The sequence below is a fragment of the Sphingobium sp. TKS genome, assembly GCF_001563265.1.
GTDB lineage: Bacteria > Pseudomonadota > Alphaproteobacteria > Sphingomonadales > Sphingomonadaceae > Sphingobium.
Genome location: NZ_CP005083.1, coordinates 3,589,935 through 3,605,598, shown reverse-complemented (window position 1 = coordinate 3,605,598; position 15,664 = coordinate 3,589,935). Strand labels below are relative to the sequence as shown.

The 15,664-nt window shown below is 64.5% G+C and carries 16 protein-coding genes; 8 read left to right on the top strand and 8 right to left on the bottom strand.

Annotation, left to right across the window (positions count from 1 at the left end; all coding sequences use genetic code 11):
- The first annotated feature begins 315 nt into the window (after positions 1-315).
- A complete protein-coding gene (gene dnaA / locus K426_RS17755) occupies positions 316-1,731 on the top strand; it encodes a chromosomal replication initiator protein DnaA (protein ID WP_066559928.1) in 1,416 nt (471 codons plus the stop codon).
- Between the two features lie 32 nt (positions 1,732-1,763).
- Positions 1,764-2,369, top strand: a complete 606-nt coding sequence (locus K426_RS17750) for a peptidylprolyl isomerase (RefSeq protein WP_066559926.1) — start codon at positions 1,764-1,766, stop codon at positions 2,367-2,369.
- 225 nt (positions 2,370-2,594) lie between these two features.
- Here the strand turns inward: K426_RS17750 and K426_RS17745 are convergent, their stop codons facing one another.
- From K426_RS17745 to secB, 4 genes are all read right to left on the bottom strand, one after another.
- Positions 2,595-3,245, bottom strand: a complete 651-nt coding sequence (locus tag K426_RS17745) for a DUF4136 domain-containing protein (RefSeq protein WP_066559924.1) — start codon at positions 3,243-3,245, stop codon at positions 2,595-2,597.
- 198 nt (positions 3,246-3,443) lie between these two features.
- Complete coding sequence (trpS, locus tag K426_RS17740) at positions 3,444-4,448, bottom strand: tryptophan--tRNA ligase (protein WP_066559920.1); 1,005 nt, start codon at positions 4,446-4,448, stop codon at positions 3,444-3,446.
- A gap of 15 nt (positions 4,449-4,463) precedes the next feature.
- Complete coding sequence (gene murJ / locus K426_RS17735) at positions 4,464-6,056, bottom strand: murein biosynthesis integral membrane protein MurJ (protein WP_066559919.1); 1,593 nt, start codon at positions 6,054-6,056, stop codon at positions 4,464-4,466.
- A 147-nt stretch (positions 6,057-6,203) separates the two neighbouring features.
- Positions 6,204-6,701, bottom strand: a complete 498-nt coding sequence (gene secB, locus K426_RS17730; protein WP_066561959.1) for a protein-export chaperone SecB — start codon at positions 6,699-6,701, stop codon at positions 6,204-6,206.
- Positions 6,702-6,891: 190 nt separating this feature from the next.
- Between secB and K426_RS17725 the strand changes: the two genes are divergently transcribed.
- The 4 genes from K426_RS17725 to K426_RS17710 all read left to right on the top strand — a co-directional run bounded on the left by K426_RS17725 (position 6,892) and on the right by K426_RS17710 (position 11,130).
- Positions 6,892-7,548 (top strand): Tim44/TimA family putative adaptor protein, encoded by a 657-nt coding sequence (locus tag K426_RS17725; RefSeq protein WP_066559918.1) that lies wholly within the window; start codon positions 6,892-6,894, stop codon positions 7,546-7,548.
- A complete protein-coding gene (gene mltA / locus K426_RS17720; protein ID WP_066559916.1) occupies positions 7,545-8,819 on the top strand; it encodes a murein transglycosylase A in 1,275 nt (424 codons plus the stop codon). The genes K426_RS17725 and mltA overlap by 4 nt, the downstream gene beginning before the upstream one ends.
- Positions 8,820-8,831: 12 nt before the next feature.
- A complete protein-coding gene (locus tag K426_RS17715; RefSeq protein WP_066559913.1) occupies positions 8,832-9,362 on the top strand; it encodes a Smr/MutS family protein in 531 nt (176 codons plus the stop codon).
- A 91-nt stretch (positions 9,363-9,453) separates the two neighbouring features.
- Positions 9,454-11,130, top strand: a complete 1,677-nt coding sequence (locus tag K426_RS17710) for a putative bifunctional diguanylate cyclase/phosphodiesterase (protein ID WP_066559911.1) — start codon at positions 9,454-9,456, stop codon at positions 11,128-11,130.
- Positions 11,131-11,158: 28 nt separating this feature from the next.
- Here the strand turns inward: K426_RS17710 and dapE are convergent, their stop codons facing one another.
- A complete protein-coding gene (gene dapE, locus K426_RS17705) occupies positions 11,159-12,301 on the bottom strand; it encodes a succinyl-diaminopimelate desuccinylase (protein WP_066559908.1) in 1,143 nt (380 codons plus the stop codon).
- A gap of 165 nt (positions 12,302-12,466) precedes the next feature.
- Between dapE and K426_RS17700 the strand changes: the two genes are divergently transcribed.
- Complete coding sequence (locus K426_RS17700) at positions 12,467-12,910, top strand: cupin domain-containing protein (protein WP_066559906.1); 444 nt, start codon at positions 12,467-12,469, stop codon at positions 12,908-12,910.
- Between the two features lie 41 nt (positions 12,911-12,951).
- The gene (locus K426_RS17695) at positions 12,952-13,938 is read left to right on the top strand and encodes a S66 peptidase family protein (RefSeq protein ID WP_066561957.1); all 987 of its coding nucleotides are present in this window, start codon (positions 12,952-12,954) and stop codon (positions 13,936-13,938) included.
- Positions 13,939-13,965: 27 nt separating this feature from the next.
- Here K426_RS17695 and K426_RS17690 read toward each other — a convergent pair whose 3' ends face one another.
- The 3 genes from K426_RS17690 to K426_RS17680 all read right to left on the bottom strand — a co-directional run bounded on the left by K426_RS17690 (position 13,966) and on the right by K426_RS17680 (position 15,500).
- Complete coding sequence (locus K426_RS17690; protein WP_237229838.1) at positions 13,966-14,322, bottom strand: hypothetical protein; 357 nt, start codon at positions 14,320-14,322, stop codon at positions 13,966-13,968.
- A gap of 249 nt (positions 14,323-14,571) precedes the next feature.
- Positions 14,572-15,036 carry a vgr related protein gene (locus tag K426_RS17685; RefSeq protein ID WP_066559904.1) on the bottom strand — a complete coding sequence of 155 codons (465 nt, stop codon included), beginning with the start codon at positions 15,034-15,036 and terminating at the stop codon, positions 14,572-14,574.
- Positions 15,033-15,500, bottom strand: a complete 468-nt coding sequence (locus K426_RS17680; RefSeq protein ID WP_066559901.1) for a copper chaperone PCu(A)C — start codon at positions 15,498-15,500, stop codon at positions 15,033-15,035. Before K426_RS17680 ends, K426_RS17685 begins: the two co-directional genes overlap by 4 nt.
- Positions 15,501-15,664 lie beyond the last annotated feature (164 nt).

Genomic DNA, 15,664 nt, shown 5'->3' with positions numbered 1-15,664 from the left:
CTCGATTCGAGACAGGTGGCACCCAAGGCGCTATATTAAGTATCTGATATATATATGAATTTATTCAACCCGGCCTTTTCTGCGGGTTTGCCGAGTCAACGGCTTTATTTCACATTTTTGACTGCCAGTGCCCTTGATCCGGCGAAGCAGGCCTGTCTATTTTGATCCTCCGGCCGCCACTCGAATCGAATTTCCGGCGGCCATCAGAAGGTTAGTTGATGCACGAAACTCGGGAAGGCGGGGCTTTTCCGGAACGGGTTTCTGCGTCGCATCGCCCCTGCCTATGGGGGTGCAGTTGATGGGGGTCGACTGTTTATGAAGGATATTACGGCAGTGATTGGAAGTTTCAGCGGTCTCGACACGCAGCAGACTGCGCGCCTGGAGACGGCCTGGGCGACCATTCGCGCCGGTCTGCGCCGCGACATCGGCGCGCGCATGTTCGATCAGTGGCTGAAGGCCGCGCAATTGGGCGATTATTGCCCCGAATCGCAGACGCTCGATCTGCTGTTCGCCTCCGACTTCACGGCGAACTTCGTCTCGGGTCAGTTTGGCGACCGGTTGCGGATGGCGTGGCGTTGTGCAGGAGCCAGCGTGCGCGAAGTGCGCCTTCTACGTGCGCCCAATGCGGTCGGTCCCCGCATTCTGGAACTGCATCAGGCGGAAACGGCTGTCAGTCCCGATCACGCCGTTGCGGATGCCCAGGGTCCAGCTTCGAACTTTCAGCCGCGCCACAGCTTCGACGAGTTCGTGACGGGCGACACCAATCATCTCGCCTTTTCGGCAGCCCAGGCCATGGCCGGCAAGAGCCAGCCGCGTTTCAGCCCGCTCTTCATCCATGGCGGCACCGGCCAGGGCAAGACGCATCTGCTCCACGCCATCGCTCAGCTTTTCTCAAGCCATTCGCCCTCGGCCCCGGTCCTCTACATGTCGGCCGAGCGGTTCATGATGGAATTTGTGAACGCGATGCGCGCCAATGAGACCATGATGTTCAAGGCGCGGCTGCGCGCGGCGCGGCTGCTGCTGATCGACGACATCCAGTTCATTGCCGGCAAGGGGTCGACGCAGGAAGAGTTCCTGCACACGATCAACGACCTCATCGATGCCGGCGCCCGCATCGTCGTCACCGCCGACCGCGCGCCGCAGATGCTGGACGCGATCGATCCGCGGATTCTCTCGCGCCTGGCGGGCGGGCTGGTCGCGGACATCCGCCCGGCCGGGCTGGACCTGCGTCTTGCGATCCTGGAGGCCAAGCGCGCCATTGCCGGCGACCCGCCGGTCCCCGACGCTGTGGTGGATTTCCTGGCGCGCTCGATCCGCTCCAATGTCCGCGAGCTGGAGGGCGCCTTCAACAAGCTCATCGCATACGGCCAGCTCACCGGCCGGTCGATCGACCTTGAGTTCGCGCAGGGGATGCTGGCCGACGCGGTGCGCGCCAATGCCCGCCGGATCACCGTCGACGAAATTCAGAAGGCCTGCGCCGCGCATTACAAGATCGACGCGGCGGAGATGCGCTCCAAGCGCCGGGCGCGCGCGGTGGCTCGTCCCCGCCAGGTGGCGATGTATCTCGCCAAGAAGATGACGCCGCGCTCCTTGCCGGAGATCGGCCGCATCTTCGGCGGACGCGACCATAGCACCGTTATCCATGCCGTGCGCACGATCGAGGAATTGCGGCAGAGCAATCCGGATATCGACGCCGATATCCGCGCTCTGCAGCGCCAGTTGGAAGGCTGACAGGGGCGGGGCTTTGGATTAGGCTTCACGCCATGATCCGACAGCTTTCTCTTTTCCTCGCCGCTTTTTTCTGTCTTGGCTCTGCCTTCGCGCAGACCGCTGCCGCGCCGTCACCCGCCGATGTGCGGGTCGCGCTCGAAACCAGCGTCGGGCGCATTGTTGTAGCCGTGCATGTCGCCAAGGCGCCGGTCACGGCCACGAACTTCCTGCGCTATGTCGATCAGAAGCGGCTGGACGGCACGCTATTCTATCGCGGTGTCGGCACGGCCGATTATGGCTTCGTGCAGGGTGGCGCGCAGAACGATCCCAAGCGCGTCCTGCCGCCGATCAAGCATGAACCGACAAGCCAGACGGGCCTTACCCATGATGACGGCGCGCTTTCCATGGCCCGCTATGCGCCGGGCAGCGCGACCGGCGATTTCTTCATCGTGCTGGGCAAGATGCCGGGCATGGATGCGCATCCGGAGGCGGCGGGAGACAATCAGGGTTTCGCCGTCTTCGCCCATATTGTCGAAGGCATGGAAGTGGTGAAGGCGATCCTGGCCGCGCCCAAATCGCCCACGGCTGGCGAGGGCGTGATGAAGGGACAGATGCTGGAGCAGCCGGTGAAGATTCTGACGGTGCGGCGCATGCCCTGAAGGATGGTGGTTTAGGGTGGGTTGCGGACCCCATTTCCGTCATCCCAGCGAAAGCTGGGATCTCAGGCGATAGCGCACGGTCTAGCCTCACGAGATCCCAGCCTTCGCTGGGATGACGATATTATCAACGTCAGCAATTGGCCAACACCCCCCCAAAGAAAACCCGGCGATCATCGACCGCCGGGCAAAGGGGCATGGTTGGGAGCCGCCCTTCCGAAATGCCGTTCAGCCCTTCTTTTCGGGCGGCAGGGTGATCTTCACATTCTCGCCATTCTGACCGGGGAATCCCGTGAACATCGCGTCGATCAGGTTCGGCACCAGATAGGTTAGCTTGTTCGACAGGGACTGGGCCTGCGCCTTGCCTTCGAACAGGCGGCGATGGTCGGCGGCGCGGTCGATCTTCATGCTGAGGTCGCTGGTATAGACCGTATAGCTGCTGATGTCGTTATAGCCGCCGGGTCCGAACAGCCACGGATCATAAAAGCCATAGCCCCAGGGACGGCCCCAGCGCCCGCGCCAGCCCCAGCCGCCGTAAAAGAAGGGATCGGGCGCGCCGACGCCGGTCGAGCGCACCTTCTCGCGCCCATTGTCCACGCCGTAGGAAACCCGAACGATCAGGTCGGCCCGCGCCGGGTCACCGGCCGCGACATAGCCGGTCTGGGTCAGGCGCTGGCCGACGAGATCGGCATAGTGCGAAAATTCAAGACCACCGGCGAGACGCGGATCGTCCGCAACGATGGTGAAGCTCTGCCCGGCGGGCGCCGGGAGCTGCTGAAAGCGGGCGACATCCGCCTTGAAGGAAGTTGCGCAGCCCGACAGCGCCACGAGCGCCAGGGCGGGCGCCGCGATCAGGCCGATCTTTTTGAAACGGGTCATTTTTCTGCGTCCTGTATCAGGCACTACGCCTGCCAAACATCTTGCGTCGTGCCATAGCAAAACGCAACTGAACATCGTTTGAACGCGCGTAACGGGCGAATGGGCGCAAACCATGTCCTGCCAACCTTACGACGGCGCGGGCAGGATTATTCCGTCGCGGACAGGGAAGGGGCCGCCGCTTTGGCGACCCCTGTGGCATCAGCGCATCAGTCCCATGGCGTCATAAGCGGCACGCAACGTCGGCGCGGCTGCGGTGGATGCCTTGGCCGCGCCTTTTTCCAGGATCGCGTCGAGCGCGGCGTCATCCGTGCGCAATTCCATGAACCGCGACCGGATCGGCCGAAGCGTTTCGACCAACAGCTCGCCCAGCGCGGGCTTGAACGCGCCGAAGCCCTTGCCCGCAAACTCGGCGCAGACGGCGTCGGCAGTGGTGCCCGCCAGCGTCGCATAGATGCCGACCAGATTGTTCGCTTCCGGACGCCCGGCCAGCCCAGCGGCGGTTTCGGGCAGCGGCTCGGGATCGGTCTTGGCCTTCTTCACCTTCTGCATGATGGCATCGTCATCGTCGGTCAGGTTGATGCGGCTCATGTCGGAAGGGTCGGACTTGGACATCTTCGCCGTGCCGTCGCGCAGTGACATGATGCGCGCCGATTCCTTGGGGATGATCGGGTCGGGCAGGGTGAAGAGTTCCACGCCGAAATCGGTGTTGAACTTGGTGGCGATGTCGCGCGCCAGTTCCAGATGCTGCTTCTGGTCCTCGCCCACCGGCACATGGGTGGCGTTGTAGACGAGGATGTCGGCCGCTTGCAGCACCGGATAGACGAACAGGCCGATGGAGGCGCCCTCGCGGTCCTTGCCCACCTTGTCCTTGAACTGGGTCATGCGGTTCAGCCAGCCGATCCGTGCCGTGCCGTTCAGCAGCCAGCAGAGTTCCGCATGGGCCGGCACTCGCGCCTGGTTGAAGAGGACCGAGCGGTCGGGATCGATCCCGGCGGCGACCAGCGCGGCGGCCATGTCGCGGACGTTGCGGATGCGCTGCTCGCGCCCCTCATGCACGGTGATGGAGTGCATGTCGGCCAGAAAGAAGAAGCACTGGCTGTCGGCGTCCATTTCGTCCTGCATCCGCACCCAGTTGCGGATCGCGCCCAGATAATTGCCCAGGTGCAGATTGCCGGTCGGCTGGATGCCGGAAAGGACGCGCATGTCTTGATCCGTTCTTTATGAGGTTGCACTTTTGCGGCGCATCAGCGCCTTGAGGTCGGACAGCCGATAGGCGCCCGTGACGAAGCAGGCCACCCCGTACAGCGCGATCCCCACGCCGACAAGCACGGCCAGCGCGACATAGCGCTGGATCATCACCCCGCCAAGCCAGGGGTCGAGCAGCCCTTCGCCCGCATAAAGCGCCGCGCCCATGGCGACAGCGGCCACGGCCAGCCGGGGCAGCCGCCGCCGCAATTGCGCATCGGCGGCGAAGTGTCCGCGCTTCACCAGCGTGGAATAGAGCATGGCGACATTGACGGTGGAGGACAGCGCCGTCGCCAGCGGCGGGCCGACATGGCCCATGCCTAGCTGACCAAGCAGCGGGATCAGCACGAAATTGCCGATGATGTTGATGACGATAGACAGCATCGCATAGCGCACCGGCGTCCGGGTGTCGCCGCGCGCATAATAGCCCGGCGTCAGCACCTTCACGAGCACATAGGAGGGCAGGCCGATGGAAAAGGCCGACAAGGCCCAGCCGCAGCGCTGCGCGTCCTCCACGGTGAAGCGGCCATATTGGAACAGCCCGCGCACGATCGGCTCGGCCACAATGATGAAGGCGACGGTGGCGGGCAGCGTCAGGAACAGCGCCAGTTCGATGCCTCGGTTCTGCGTGTCCATTGCCACTTGTTCCTGCCCGGTCGAAAGCAGGCGCGAGATGGTCGGCAGCAGGATGGTCCCAAGCCCGATGCCGATCAGCCCCAGCGGCAACTGGTTCAGCCGGTCGGCATAATAGATATAGGTGATCGATCCCGAAGCGAGCAGCCAGCCCGACAAGGCGGTGGAGATCAGCAGGTTGATCTGTGACGCGCCCGCGCCCGCCGCTGCCGGAACGATCAGGCGGAGCAACTCCTTCACATCCGCGTCGAAACGCGGCCGCTTGAGCTTCATCGACACGCCCGCCCGGCGGCAGGCCCAGACCAGCCAGAGCAATTGCAGCGCGCCACCCACAGTGACGGAAATCGCCTGTACCCGCGCCGTTTCATATTCATTGGCGCCGTGGAACAGCCAAAGTCCCGCGATCATGGCGACGTTGAGCAGGATCGGCGCCGCCGCATTCACCCAGAATTTGTCGAGCGAATTCAATATGCCGCCCAGCAGCGAGGCCAGGCTGATCAGCGCCAGATAGGGCAAGGTGATGCGCGACAGCATGACCGCGAAGGCGAATTGCTCGGCCGTCGGATGCTGGCGCGAAAAGCCGCCGGATAGCGCCCAGGTGATCGGCCAGGCCGCCGCGATCAGCAGCGCGGTGAAGACCACCAGCACCGGCAGCAGCACTGCCAGCGCCCGCTCGGCAAAATGATAGCCTTCCGCGATTCCGCCCGGTCCCGCCGCCTTGCGGTTGAACATCGGGATGAAGGCGGCGGAGAAGGCCCCCTCGGCAAAGAGGGCGCGGAACATGTTGGGCAGGCGGAAGGCGACGCCGTTGAACGCGTCCGACGCGAAACCCGCGCCGACATAGCGCGCCGCCAGCGAATCGCGCACCAGCGCGAGTATCCGGCTGGCGAGCGTCAGTCCGCCGACCGAGCCCAGCGCCCTGGCCAGTTTCATGCCATGGCTTCCCGTTCGTCCTGAGTAGCCGCTGAGCGAAGTCGAAGCGGCGTATCGAAGGATGGTTGCGGAGCTGCTTCGATACGGGCCTTCGACAAGCTCAGTCCCTACTCAGCACAAACGGACAGGAGAATGTTCTGGCTTTGCTCAGGCGTGACCGGCCGGTTCGCCCGTGGTCTGTGCCATGGCATTGGCCTGCTGGACATAGAGGCCGCCGAAATCGATCGGGTCGAGCAGCAGCGGCGGGAAGCCGCCGTCGCGGATCGCATCGGCCAGTACGCGGCGGGCGAAGGGGAAGAGCAGGCGCGGCGCTTCGGCCAACATGAAGGGCTGCATCTGGTCTTCGGGCACGTTGCGCATGCCGAAGATCGCGGCATAGACCAGCTCGACGGCAAAGGCGGTGCCCTGCGGCGCGGTCGCCTTGACCTCGACCTTCAGCGAGACTTCAACGACCTCCTCGCCCACCTTGTCGGCGCCGATGTTGAACTGGACGTCGATCTGTGGCTGATCCTGCCACTGGTAGACGGCCGGGGCGTTCGGGTTCTCGAACGACAGATCCTTCACATATTGGCTGATCAGCGCAATCTGCGGGCCGGTGTCGGCGCCATTGCCGGTGGTTTGAATGATATCGGCTTCCTCGGCCATCTTATTTCCCTGAGGTTTAAGGTTCGTCTGGCGGGCAGAATGCCCGCGCTTGTTGATCCGCGCGCTTAGCAGGGGCGGCAGGGCGGAGCAATGCGGCACATGAAAAGCGGCCATTTGAATATGCGGGGAAACATGCTTATGTTGGCAGCGTTACAGTTTTTCAGATTCAGTCCAAAGGGTACGTGACCCCGTGTATGTGATCGTCATCCTCGCCATGATTGCCGGTTTTCTGGCGCTGCGGCTCTATTCCGTGCTCGGCAAGCGCACCGGGCATGAGCAGGAGCCCGCCCTGCGCCCGGCTGACGAGCGCGCGAAAGTGACGATCGTGCAGCCCCGGCCGGTTGCGGAAATGGCGGGCGATTCGGTGCGCCTTTCCGATGGCCTGATCGCCCCTGGCGGCGAGGCGGGCGTGCGCGCATTGATCGCGGCGGACCGTAGTTTCGACGTGCCCCAGTTCGTCGAGGGCGCCAAGGCCGCCTACAAGATGGTGCTGGAAGCCTTTTGGCGGGGCGACCGGCAGGAGCTGGAATGGCTTTGCGACGCCGATGTGCTGGCCTCTTTCGAGGAAGCGATCGCCGCGCGTCAGGCGGAGGGCCACGTCCTCGACAATCGTCTGGTCCGGATCGAAAAGGCGCAGATCATCGACGCCAGCGTCACGGGCCGCATGGCGGAGGTATCGCTGCGGTTCGAGGCGGATATCGCTGCGGTCACCCGGGACAAGGACGGCCATGTCGTCGCCGGTTCGTTGACCGACGCGGTCGGCACCAACGATATCTGGACCTTCTCGCGCGATCTGCGCAGCACCGATCCCAATTGGAGGCTCAGCGAGACCGACGAGGCGGCATGAGCCTGCCGTCCTTGGGTGGTGGAGTGCGGGCGGGTTGCGCGCTGGCCGTAGCGCTGCTCTTGTCCGCTTGCGCGGGCGGCGTGATTCCGCCGGGCGCGGGCGGCCCCGCGCCGACGCGTCCGCCCCGTGGCGGTGGCGAGACGGTGACACGCCCCATTCCTTCCACGCCCCGGCCGACCTTGCCGACAACGCCGCCGGTGACGGTGCCTGTCGACACGGCCAATGCAGTCAGTGCTGGCGTCACGCGTGGCCCCGATATTGCCGATCTCATTCCCTCGGGCGAGCGCTCGCGCAAAGCGCTCCAGGCTTTCCGCCTGTCCTGCCCCTCGTTGATGAAGCGGGGCGACCAGAGCGGGCTGACGCAGGGAGCGGATTGGAACAGCGCCTGCGCTGCCGCCTCAAGCTGGCCCGAAGCATCGGCCAATGAATTTTTCTCCCGCTATTTCGAAGCGGTGCAGGTGGGCGAGGGAAAGGCCTTCGTCACCGGCTATTATGAGCCGGAGATCGCCGGATCGCGGACGCGCCAGCCCGGCTATCAGGTGCCGATCTACCGTCGCCCGCCCAATCTGGTCGACGTCAATCTCGGCCTGTTCAGCGACAGCCTGAAGGGCAAGACCATCAGAGGCAAGGTGGACGGCAGCAATTTCGTCCCCTTCGACGATCGGTCGCAGATCGTTTCGGGATCGCTGGCGGGCAGGGGGCTGGAACTGGCCTGGGCCGCCGATCCGGTCGAATTCTTCTTCCTCCAGGTGCAGGGCAGCGGGCGGCTGATCCTGCCCGATGGCGGCGTGATGCGCATCGGCTATGACGGGCAGAATGGCCGCGACTATACCGGCATCGGCAAGCTGATGAAGGATCGCGGCCTGATCCAGGCAGGATCGATGCAGGACATCATGGCCTGGCTGCGCGCCAATCCCGCCGAGGGCGCGGCGATCATGGACGAGAATAAGAGCTTCGTCTTCTTTCGTGAACTGACTGGCGCGGGCCCGCTGGGAGCCCTGGGCGTGCCGGTGACGCCGGAGGCGACGGTGGCGGCCGATCCCAAATATGTGCCGCTGGGTGCGCCGGTTCTCCTGTCGCTCGACCGGGCCGAACCCAATGGCATTTGGATCGCGCAGGATACCGGCGGCGCGATCAAGGGCGCCAATCGCTTCGACAGCTTTTGGGGCGCGGGCAGCGATGCCCGGATGATCGCGGGCGGCATGTCGGCGCGCGGCAGCGCGTTGATCCTGCTGCCGCTCGGGTCGGCGGCGCGGCTCGGCCAGCCCTGACGTCATGCTGCGATGGCCCGGCGCAATCTCACCTCTGAAGAACAGGCGCTCTGGACGGCGCTGACCCGGTCGGTAAGGCCGATGCGGCCCGGCGCGCGGACGCCCGCTCTTCCGGCGGTGGCGGTCGAGGCGACGGGCGCAACAAGGTTAACGCCTCTCTCCGTTCAGACCGTTGCCGCGGCCCCGGCGCGTACTCCGGCAACGACATTGGATTCGAGCTGGGAGCGCAGAATCCGTAGCGGAAATCTGGCGCCGGACATGGCCATAGATCTGCACGGGCATAGCCTGGCGGCGGCCCATGCCCAGCTTAACCAGGCGCTGGCCACGGCCTGGGCACGGGACGCCCGGATATTGCTGGTGGTCACCGGCAAACCGCCAAAAACCTCATCTTCAGGCGGATCGCGTCGCGGTGCCATTCGCGGCGAGATCGGCCATTGGCTGGAAACCAGCAGCTACGCCGACCGCATCGCGAGCGTGCGGATCGCGCATCAGCGCCACGGCGGCGACGGCGCGCTCTACGTGATAATGCGGCGCAAGAAATAAGCCCTTTTTTGAGCAATGCACTGACCTTTTCTTAACCACTGTCCTTCATATCCGGCTGATCCGGGATCGGGCTGCACGGGTAGGGAGGCACATGCAGGGCGTGACATTGACAAGCCGCGCCACTGCCTTCGCCTGCGCCGCGGGGGCGCTGGTGTTCATCCTGTCGCTGGTCCTGGGCCAAGGGCAGGCGACGGATATCGACGGCATTGGCCGGTCCCTCATCATCGCGATCCTGTGCGGCACATTGAGCTGGGCTTCCGCCCGCCGAACCGTGGCGACGACTGCCAGCGCCATAGACGGGGCGACCGAGCGGCTGCTGGCGGCGGCGCATGGCGACCTGCAATCCGCCGTGCCTGCCGACATCGGCCAGGAACTGCCTGACCTCTCCGTGGCGATGGAAAGCCTGTTCAGCCAGGTGCGGACCAATCTGGACCATGTCCAGGCACTGGCCCTGTTCGATCAGGTGACCGGCCTTGCCAACCGCGCGAATTTTTGCAGGCAGGTCGAACGGCTGCTTGCCGAGCGCAGCGAAGAGGGGTTGGCGGCCCTGTTCTTCATCGACCTTGACGGGTTCAAGGGTGTCAACGACACGCTGGGCCATGCGGCGGGCGACCAGTTGCTGGCGCGCGTCGCCGGGCGCCTGCGTGAAGTCGCCATGGCGCAGGCCAGCGCGGGGACCGGCGACTGCCTGATCGGCCGTCTGGCGGGGGATGAATTCACCCTGTTCGTGCCTGCCCTGCCCGATCTGGAAACCGCCGGCCGGATTGCCCGCGCCATCCAGTTCGCGCTGCGCGAGCGGTTCGACCTGGGCAGCCAGCATGTCGACCTGGGCGCGTCGATCGGCATCGCCTGCTATCCCGAACATGGCGACACGCTGCCCGCGCTGCTGCGCTCGGCTGACATCGCCATGTATCATGCCAAGCATCAGGGCCGTAACCGGGCCGAGATGTTCACCACAGAGCTGGCGCTGGAAGCCGCCGATCGCGCCGAACTGGAGCGAGACCTGCTGCTGGGCCTGCAACGCGACGAGTTCCTGCTGGAATTCCAGCCGCAGATCGAGATCGGCAGCGGCCGGGCGGTCAGCGCCGAAGCGCTGGTCCGATGGGTGCATCCGGAACGCGATCTGGTCATGCCCAGTTCTTTCGTGCCCGTTGCCGAGGAAAGCGGCGCGATCGTGGCGCTGGGCGACTGGGTCATGGGCCGGGTATGCGAAACGGCGGCGCGCTGGGCGCGGAGCGGGATCGCGCAGCGTATCGCGATCAACATCTCTTCACGGGAACTGGGGCAGGCGGATTTCTTCCTGCGCCTGCGCCACGCTATGGACGCGCATCAGACTCCGGCGATCATGCTGGAACTGGAAATCACCGAATCGCTGGCGATGGACATGAAGGCGTGGACGCTCGATCAGTTGAGCGCCCTGAGGCGTGATGGCGTGCGCGTAGCCATCGACGATTTCGGAACGGGCTATTCCAACCTGTCGCGATTGCGGGAACTGCCCGTCGACCGGGTGAAGATCGACCGTTCGCTGGTCCGCGACATCGCCGTTTCGGCCGAAGCGCGCACGATTTGCAGCGCGGTCGTCGGACTGATTCAGGGTCTGGGCATGGAGGTGGTGGTCGAGGGCGTGGAGACCGAGGCGCAGATGGAGATGCTGCGCGTGATCGGCTGCACCCTGTTCCAGGGCTATCATCTGGCGCGGCCTACGGGCGAGGAGGATTATCTCGCCCGCTTTGCCTTTGTACCGATGGTCGAGCGCCGGTCGGTCTAAATCGGATATTTGCGTTCAGGACAGGTTTTTAACCCCCTAAGGCCCGCACAGTCACCAGCCGATAGATTTCCGTAAGGTCGTGCAGATCGGCCAGGGCCACGGCTTCATCCAGCTTGTGCATGGTCGCATTGTTGAGGCCGAATTCCACCACCGGGCAAAGGCGTGAAAGGAAACGGGCATCGGACGTGCCGCCGGTTGTGGACAGTTCCGCCTCCACGCCGGTGACTTCGCGGATCGCGCCTGCGACCAGATCCGACAATATGCCCGGTTCGGTCAGGAAGGGTTCGCCGCTGATCTTGGCTTCCACCGTGCCGCCTTCGGTTGCGGCGAGCGCGGTGATGCGTTCCACCAGTTCCGCGCCGCTATGTTCATTGTTGAAGCGGATCGAGATGCGCGCCTGTGCGGCGGCGGGGATGACGTTGGTGGTGGGATTGCCGACGTCGAGATTGGTGATCTCGATATTGCTGGCCTGGAACCAGTCATTGCCTTCGTCCAGCACGATGGCGTCGATGGCCGACAGGATGCGGACGAGGCGCGGGACCGGATTGTCGGCCAGGTGGGGATAGGCGACATGGCCCTGCACGCCCTGCACATTGATCCACATATTGACCGAGCCGCGACGGCCGATCTTGATGACGTCGCCCAGCCGCTGCGAGGAAGTCGGCTCGCCCACCAGGCAGAGATCGGGGCGCAGGCCATGGGCGGCCATGCGATCCATCAGCGCGAGCGTGCCGTAGACCGCCGCGCCTTCCTCATCGCCGGTGATGATCAGGCTGATCGTGCCGGGCAGGTCTTCGGGCAGGTCATGCAGCGCGGCGACATAGGCGGCGATGGCGCCCTTCATATCCACCGCGCCGCGGCCGTAGAGCAACTCGCCGCGCCTTTCCGGCTGGAAGGGATCGCTGGTCCAGCCATTGCCCGGCGGGACCACGTCCAGATGCCCGGCGAAGGCGAAATGCCTGCCTGGCCCGGTCGTCCGCCAGGCCAGCAGATTTTCCACCGGGCCGTCGGGCGCCTCGCCGGTCACGAAGCGGTCGACGGTGAAGCCCAGGGGTTTCAGCATCGCCTCCAGCACCGCGAAGACCTCGCCCGTGGCAGGCGTGACGGACGGGCAGGCGATCAGCTTCTCGGCTATGATGATCGGGTCGGCATCGGTGCTGGTCTTGGTCATGGGGTTGCGTTAGAGCATTTTGAAGCCGGCTGGAACAGTCGGCGGCTCGCAAAATGCGGCAGAAAAGGCAAAGCATTTTGAAGCCGGCTGGACAGCCGACGGCTCGCAAAATGCGGCGGAAGGCGGCACGAAAACGAAGCGGCTTTGCCAGCAGGAGGACGTATCATGCCCAAGATCGACCTTGCGGCCATCGAACAGACCAATCGGACCGGCTATCCGCCGGAATATGCGGATGCAGTGGCGGAACGTTGGGTGCGCAAGCTCGGTCCCGCGACCGGCCTTGCCGATTTCGGCGTCAGCCATGTGGTGCTCAAGCCTGGTGCGGCATCCTCCCAGCGGCATTGGCACGAGGATGAGGACGAGTTCGTCGTCATGTTGAGTGGCGAGGCGGTTCTGGTCGAGGAGGGGAGCCGGACCACGCTGCGCGGCGGCGACATGGCGTCTTTCGCGAAGGGCGATCCCAATGGTCACCATCTGGTCAACGAGAGCGGCGAAGATTGCGTTTTCGTGGCGGTAGGGCGCGTTCCGCTGGGGGATGCGCACTATCCCGATATCGACATGCAATGGGTCAAGGGAGCCTATCGCCGCAAGAATGGAAGCGGCTTTTGAAGCTGGACCGGCGGACGTCGATAGCCTTGCTGGGGGTGGCGATGGCGGCGCCCAGGGCTTTGGCGGCGGTTCCGGCCGGGGTGGTGAAGCCGGCCCGGCTGCGTCCTGGCGACACGGTGGGGCTGGTCGAGCCGGCGGGCTTTACCGATGACGCATTCGACCTCGATCTGGTCAAGGAGACGATCGTCGCCATGGAGCTGGTGCCGAAACCGGCGAAGCATCTGGTCGAACGCAACGGCTATCTGGCGGGGACGGATGCGGACCGGGCGGCGGATATCAACGCGATGTTCGCCGATCCGCAGGTGCGGGCCGTGTTCGCGACGCGGGGTGGATGGGGTTGCGCGCGGGTTCTGCCCTATCTGGATTTCAAGACGATCAGGGCCAATCCCAAGCTGCTGATCGGCTTTTCCGACATCACTGCCCTGCATCTCGCCTTTGCGGCGCGGGCGGGGTTCGTCACCATCCATGGGCCCAATGCGGCGAGTAGTTGGCCGCGCTTTTCCTGGGATGCTTTTCGGGCCATTGCTTTCGACGGGGCGACGCCCTTGCTCGCCAATCCGGATGGGCATGAAGACCGGCTGGTGCAGCGGAGCGGACGTATCCGGACCTTCCGGGGCGGGAAGGCGAGCGGGCGGTTGCTGGGCGGGAACCTGACCGTGCTCTCGACGCTGATGGGCACACCCTGGGTGCCGGATTTCGAGGGCGTGATCCTGTTTATCGAGGATGTCAGCGAGCAGCCCTACCGGATCGACCGGATGCTGACGCAGTTGTCGCTTGCCGGGGTGCTGGGCAAGGTAGCGGGCGTGGTGTTCGGGCAGTGCACCGATTGCGGTCCGAGCGGGGCGTCTTACGGTGGCTTTACGCTGTCGGAGGTGTTGCAGCAGCATTTGGGCGCGCTTGGGGTTCCGGCTTTTCAGGGCGCGCTGTTCGGGCATGTCGCCAGCCAGTTCAGCCTGCCGGTCGGGTGCCGGGCGGAAATCGACGCCGACGCGGGAACGATCCGGTTGCTGGAGGCTGCCGTCCGATAAAGCCGATCGCTCAGAGGCGGTAGCGGTTCAATCCTTGTCGTCGGCAGGACGGACATAGGCGCCATGCCCGTCCGGCGGCACCAGCGCCTTGTCCTTGATGGTCAAAGCGAGGGTCTGGAAGCCGGGTTCGGGCACATCCTTGGTCTTTTCGGCGGTGAGGATGACGGTGCCGTCCTTCTCGTTCCATTTGCCCTCCGCGAAGAGGTCGAGCGCGCCATAGACCAGATACCATTGAAAACGGCCGTCCGGATGGAGCATCAGTTCAGAGCCTGTCTCCATCACCCCGCGCAGATAATAATGGCCCACGCGTTCGGGGTTCTGCGCCCATGCAGGGCTGGCCAGGAAGGCAACGAGAGGCAGAAGGGCGGTGGGCGCGCGCATCATCCCGCGATCATGGCACAGGATGGCGCGGGGGAACAGGCGTGCCAGGCGTGGGGGCGGTGCAGTTAAGATGAGGGAAATGGTGGCGGGTTTTGGCCATTAGCTGCCATTGATTGATCCGTGTTCCTGCGAAGGCAGGAACCCAGTTCCGCCGCTTGTGGATCATCGCACCGTAGGAACTGGGCTCCTGCCTTCGCAGGAACACGGTGTACTTCAAGAAAACAGCGCGAAACAGAACGTCCCTTATCCACCCTAAACCGTCGTGAAGGGCAGCAGCGCCTCATAGACCGGCAAGGGCGGCTTGCCATCCACGCGAACCCCTTGCCGCAGCAGAAAGGCATGGCGCGCGATTTCCGCCTGCTGTTCCAACCCATAACGGTGGAAGGGCCGCCCCGGCACGATCTCATAGCCGTAGCGGCAGAAGGGGTGGCGCATCAGCGGCAGATACCATTTGCCGCCCCGCTGCGCCTGCCAGACATGGGTCATCTCATGGATGAAATGCCCCTGGATATGCAGCGGGCTGTCGCAGAAATCCGCGCAGAACAGACCGCCAGCCGGATGGAACCAGAGGTCGCCATCGGGCGACATGGTGACTTGCCGGGGCTGGAAGAGCCACCATTTGCGGTTATGTACCCGCACCCGGTCATAATCGATCGCATCTGCGAAGATCGAGCGGGCCAGGGCGGTTTCCGCCGCCGTCAGCGGCCGGCCGGTCAATGCGCCTTATGCTCCTCTGGCTTGTGTGCAGGGGTGGCCGCGCCGGGCTTCTGGATCATCGCGTCGACCAGCAGGCGGTCGCCATTGGCGAGCAGGAAGGTCAGCGTCATCTTGCCCCGGCTGATCGCCGTGTCGTTCACGCCCCAGAGCATCAGATGCTTGCCGCCGGGCGCGAAGGCGACCTTCGACTTGGCGGGGATGGGGACGCTGTCGAGCGGCTTCATCGTCATCTTCCCGCCCTCGCTCATGCTCTCATGCATCTCCACCTTCAGGGCATAGTCGGTCAGCACGCCGCGCAGGGCCGTGTCCGCATCGCCACCATGGGCGACGAAATAACCGGACGAGGGGGTGTCCTTATTGGGGCTGAGACGCACCCAGGCCTGATCGACATAGGTGGGCGCTGGATCGCCGCAGGCCGACAGGGCAAGGGGAGCGAGGGTGATAAGGGAGAAATAAGCGCGCATGGGGAAGGCCTTCGTGACTGTCTCGTTTCCGGTCGATTGACTAGCTAATGCTGGCAGCTTCTTGTGCCAAGCGAAAGCGCGCCTATATCCCTTTCGCAAACGGCCTTGCCTTGGCGCTTTCGTGAGGTATGGGGCCGTCAACCGCTGAATGTGATTTGGGGTTC